This window comes from Mixta mediterraneensis, assembly GCF_030283135.1.
Lineage (GTDB): Bacteria > Pseudomonadota > Gammaproteobacteria > Enterobacterales > Enterobacteriaceae > Pantoea > Pantoea mediterraneensis.
In genome coordinates this window covers 1-3,692 of the sequence record NZ_JASUAZ010000093.1, presented here as the reverse complement: position 1 = coordinate 3,692, position 3,692 = coordinate 1, and the positions used below count along the sequence as shown (strand labels likewise).

Sequence of the window (3,692 nt, the reverse complement as noted above, 5' to 3'; positions counted from 1 at the left end):
TACGCCAATGGCCACGTTACTTGATGGAAAACGGGTCTGGGCAGAAAAGAATCTGAACCAGATTTAATCTGACAGACACCTGTATAAATAACCGGTAACTGTCAGATCAGGTCTGAGCTAGTACACTGAATATGAGTTATTACTTCTGAATTACAGGAATATAGCTGATGCAAACCAACCGCATCAGCTATATCCCATCATTTTTTATCTTTCATATATATAGGGGACTGCCCTGGTGGGAAATCTTTCGATTTCAGTCTATAAAATTTAAGTCTTTCCCTGAAGTAGTCATGGAGTTCAACCGGTTGTACTTTCTCAATATCTGAAACTATGACTGGTAGATTCAATCGCTCTTTACATGCGACTCCTGATGCCGCCAGATCTACATCGATTCTCTGGCGTTCTTCCAGGCTTTTCTTCGATAAATTAAACTGTGACATCTGGTTGTCTCTTACTCATCTTTCTTCCAGGCTTCGCTAGCAATATCCGTCACTAGTCTGATTTTTTGCCACTGTTGTTCTTCAGTAATGCTGTTTCCTTCCTCAGTAGAAGCAAAGCCACATTGCGGTGAAAGGCTTAACTGGCGGAGATCAATGAACTCAGCAGCTTCCTGAATACGCTGTTTTATCTGATCTTTATCTTCAAGTTTGCCAGATTTCGTCGTAACTAACCCCAGAACCACCCTCTGATGTCCCGGTTTTATGAATCGTAAAGGCTCAAAGCCGCCGGAACGCTCATTGTCGTATTCAAGGAAAAATACGTCTACATTGACGGTTCCGAATAAGACTTCAGCAACCGGTTCGTAACCACCTTCGGCTATCCATGTTGAACGAAAGTTTCCGCGGCAAACATGCAGACCGATGACTAAATCGTCTGGCTTATCAGCAACTATTGCATTGAGCGTTGCGGCATAGGTACGTGCCAGCATGTCGGGATCTTCACCTTTATCTCTCAGCTGTTGTTTCTGGTCTTCTGAACACAGGTACGCCCAGACAGTATCATCAAGCTGGAGATACCGGCAGCCAGCCTCATAGAATGCACGTATAGCATCGCGCCAGGTTGTTACCAGATCAGTAAAGTAGTCTTTAAGGTCAGGGTAAACCTGCGCGTTGATAGCCGCTCGTCCACCACGGAAATACAGCACACTTGGGCTTGGGATCGTCATCTTCGGGACGGCATCGCCGGCAACACTTTTCAGGTAGCGAAAATCCTCGAGCATAGGGTGTTCCTGAAAGGCCAGTTTCCCGACAACGCGCACACCCTGAGCTTTAGTTTTGATGCCATTGAACTGGACGCCCTGATCCAGTTCGTAGTATTCCGCACCTTTTAGAGCGGCAAAGAAGTCCAGATGCCACCAGGCGCGTCGGAATTCTCCGTCCGTTACCACCTTTAGACCATTCATGCGCTGTAGGATGACGACACGTTTGATTTCTGCATCTTCAATCTGGCGCAGCTGCTGAGCGTCAATTTGTCCTGCCGCTTTCTGGATTCTGGCATTTTTGATGTTGTTTGGTCGCAGAAAACTGCCAACGATTTCAGCCCGAAACGGCGGAGTGTTTTTGAGCATAGAAAGTACCCGTAAGTAATTCGAAAAAGGCGAGCCCGTTCAGGCTCGCATGAGCATTTGACAGCCCATTAATGATAATTGCTGTGCGATTTTATCCGCCAGCTCGCCAGCTATGAGTAACGGTGTCTGAAGTCGCTTAGGTGGCACTGGGGCCATTACTGCGACATCAACATAACCACCGCTGCCAGAACATTTATTTCATGAGCAAGCTGGTGTAGTTTATCCGCTTCAGGAGTAAGAAACTTTTTGTCCCATACAGCAACTTTTACGCCTCGTTGCGAAAGATCCTGTGCGTAGATTCTGCCTGCTTCTCCAAAACCAATGATGGTAATGTTGGTCATGGATTCTCCTTTGGGTATCCGCTCCAGAGTGATCCAGGCACAGCGACATAGCCGCGGAAGAGCAAGCGAGCGGTGCGGATCAAACCACTCCGGATAATATTGCCTTGATCATCGCGCTCTAACATGACGCCGAATTCACCGGTGGGGTGTTCTACCATTATGCGTTGGTTGTCACCTGTCGATACGCGCGCTACATCATTCGTCACGGCTCCCTCAATCAGGCATGCTGTCGCAACACTGACGGCCCCTAATACCCCAATAGAAGCATGGCAACGATGGGGGATAAAAGTGCGTGTCGTCACGGTTCCGCTGGATGAAGGCGGAGCAACCAGTGTCATTTTTGGAACGGTGCGATGTGTAACATCGCCCAGATTCATTACTTTCCCGGCCTGAATTCGAATGGACTCAAGCCGGGCCTTTAGTTCGTCATCACTATCCAGCTGCTCCCGGGTTTCCAGCCCAGAACGGCTGAAGTCTGCCGCGCGCACTATGACTACAGGCATACCATTATCAATGCAGGTCACATCAATACCGTCGAACCGGTCGCGCGGCCGCCCGGTAGGCAAGAGTGCTCCACAACTTGACCCCGCTATATCGGCAAATGTCAGCACCTGCTCTGCACCGAAGCCCGGCACACCATCAATACGCGTGTCTCCCTCATACTCAACTGCACCATCCGGGGTATGGACTTGTGCTTCGGCGATTTGATCGGTATTGACCATATAAATGCGGACCCTGGAAAGGGAGCTCTGTACCTGGACCAGGCCTTTTTCGATAGCGAACGGTGCGACTGCAGCGAGGATATTGCCGCAATTTTGCCCATAATCAACGATCGCTTTATCGACATTGACTTGGGCAAACAGGTAATTGACATCCGCATCAGCACGTGTAGAAGGCGAAATGATCGCAACTTTACTGGTGAGCGGATCGGCCCCGCCAATTCCATCGATTTGACGAACATCAGGGGAGCCCATAGCAGCAAGCAGTACGCGATCCCGCATCGCACTATCAGCAGGAAGATCGCTGGCAAGAAAACAGGCGGCTTTAGAAGTGCCACCACGCATTTGAATGCAGGGAATCAGCGTCTGTTTCATCGTTAACCGTTCCTCAGCTCGTCAATTGAATCAACGTAACGCAACCCTTTCTGGGCAAGAGCCGGGCGCATCTGATAAATATCCAGACCTAACTCACCAGCTGCGAGACGCTGGCGTTTACTTTCTTCAATATCAATACGTTTCTGAGCCGCAATATTGATACTCTCTGCGTTAGCTTGAGGTACGATGACTACGCCATCGTCGTCGGCAACAATGATGTCGCCTGGATATACCACCTGGCCGGCACACAAAAGCGGGACATTTACTGATCCCAGCGTTTCTTTCACTGTGCCCTGCGCATAGACGGCCCGGGACCAGACTGGAAATTCCATATCCCGTAATGTCTGACTGTCACGAATACCGATATCTCCAACCAGAGCAATCACCCCACGCGCTTTTAATGAAGTCGCGAGCAAATCGCCGAAAAAACCGTCATGGCAATCTGACGTTGGCGCTACCAGAAGTACGTCACCTGGCTGACACTGCTCAACCGCAACATGAAACATCCAGTTATCGCCAGGCGTAACTAAAACCGTCACGGCACTGCCTGAAATGGATTTACCTGTCAACAACGGGTAAAAAGTGATCCGCTTACCATCACCACCAACGGTTTAATATTGATCCACCGTTTTACTCAGGATTAGCTTCCGCGATAATCCCTGCCTTTCGTTTCTGTTTCAGTCGATAGCT

At 49.2% G+C, this 3,692-nt stretch carries 4 protein-coding genes and 2 pseudogenes; all 6 read right to left on the bottom strand.

The window, feature by feature from the left end; genetic code table 11:
* Positions 1–197 precede the first annotated feature (197 nt).
* Complete coding sequence (locus tag QRY16_RS21585; RefSeq protein ID WP_289778007.1) at positions 198–440, bottom strand: DNA polymerase III subunit theta; 243 nt, start codon at positions 438–440, stop codon at positions 198–200.
* A gap of 11 nt (positions 441–451) precedes the next feature.
* Positions 452–1,567 (bottom strand): cobalamin-independent methionine synthase II family protein, encoded by a 1,116-nt coding sequence (locus QRY16_RS21580; RefSeq protein ID WP_289778006.1) that lies wholly within the window; start codon positions 1,565–1,567, stop codon positions 452–454.
* Positions 1,568–1,630: 63 nt separating this feature from the next.
* Positions 1,631–1,747: pseudogene (locus tag QRY16_RS22140) on the bottom strand (6-phosphogluconate dehydrogenase); the annotation flags it as partial.
* Positions 1,723–1,908: a hypothetical protein gene (locus QRY16_RS21575; protein WP_289778005.1), complete on the bottom strand. Its 186-nt coding sequence runs from the start codon at positions 1,906–1,908 to the stop codon at positions 1,723–1,725. The pseudogene QRY16_RS22140 and the gene QRY16_RS21575, both read right to left, overlap by 25 nt.
* The gene (locus QRY16_RS21570) at positions 1,905–3,002 is read right to left on the bottom strand and encodes a 4-oxalomesaconate tautomerase (RefSeq protein WP_289778004.1); all 1,098 of its coding nucleotides are present in this window, start codon (positions 3,000–3,002) and stop codon (positions 1,905–1,907) included. Before QRY16_RS21570 ends, QRY16_RS21575 begins: the two co-directional genes overlap by 4 nt.
* A gap of 2 nt (positions 3,003–3,004) precedes the next feature.
* A pseudogene (locus tag QRY16_RS21565) lies at positions 3,005–3,586 on the bottom strand (4-carboxy-4-hydroxy-2-oxoadipate aldolase/oxaloacetate decarboxylase); the annotation flags it as partial.
* Positions 3,587–3,692: the final 106 nt, after the last annotated feature.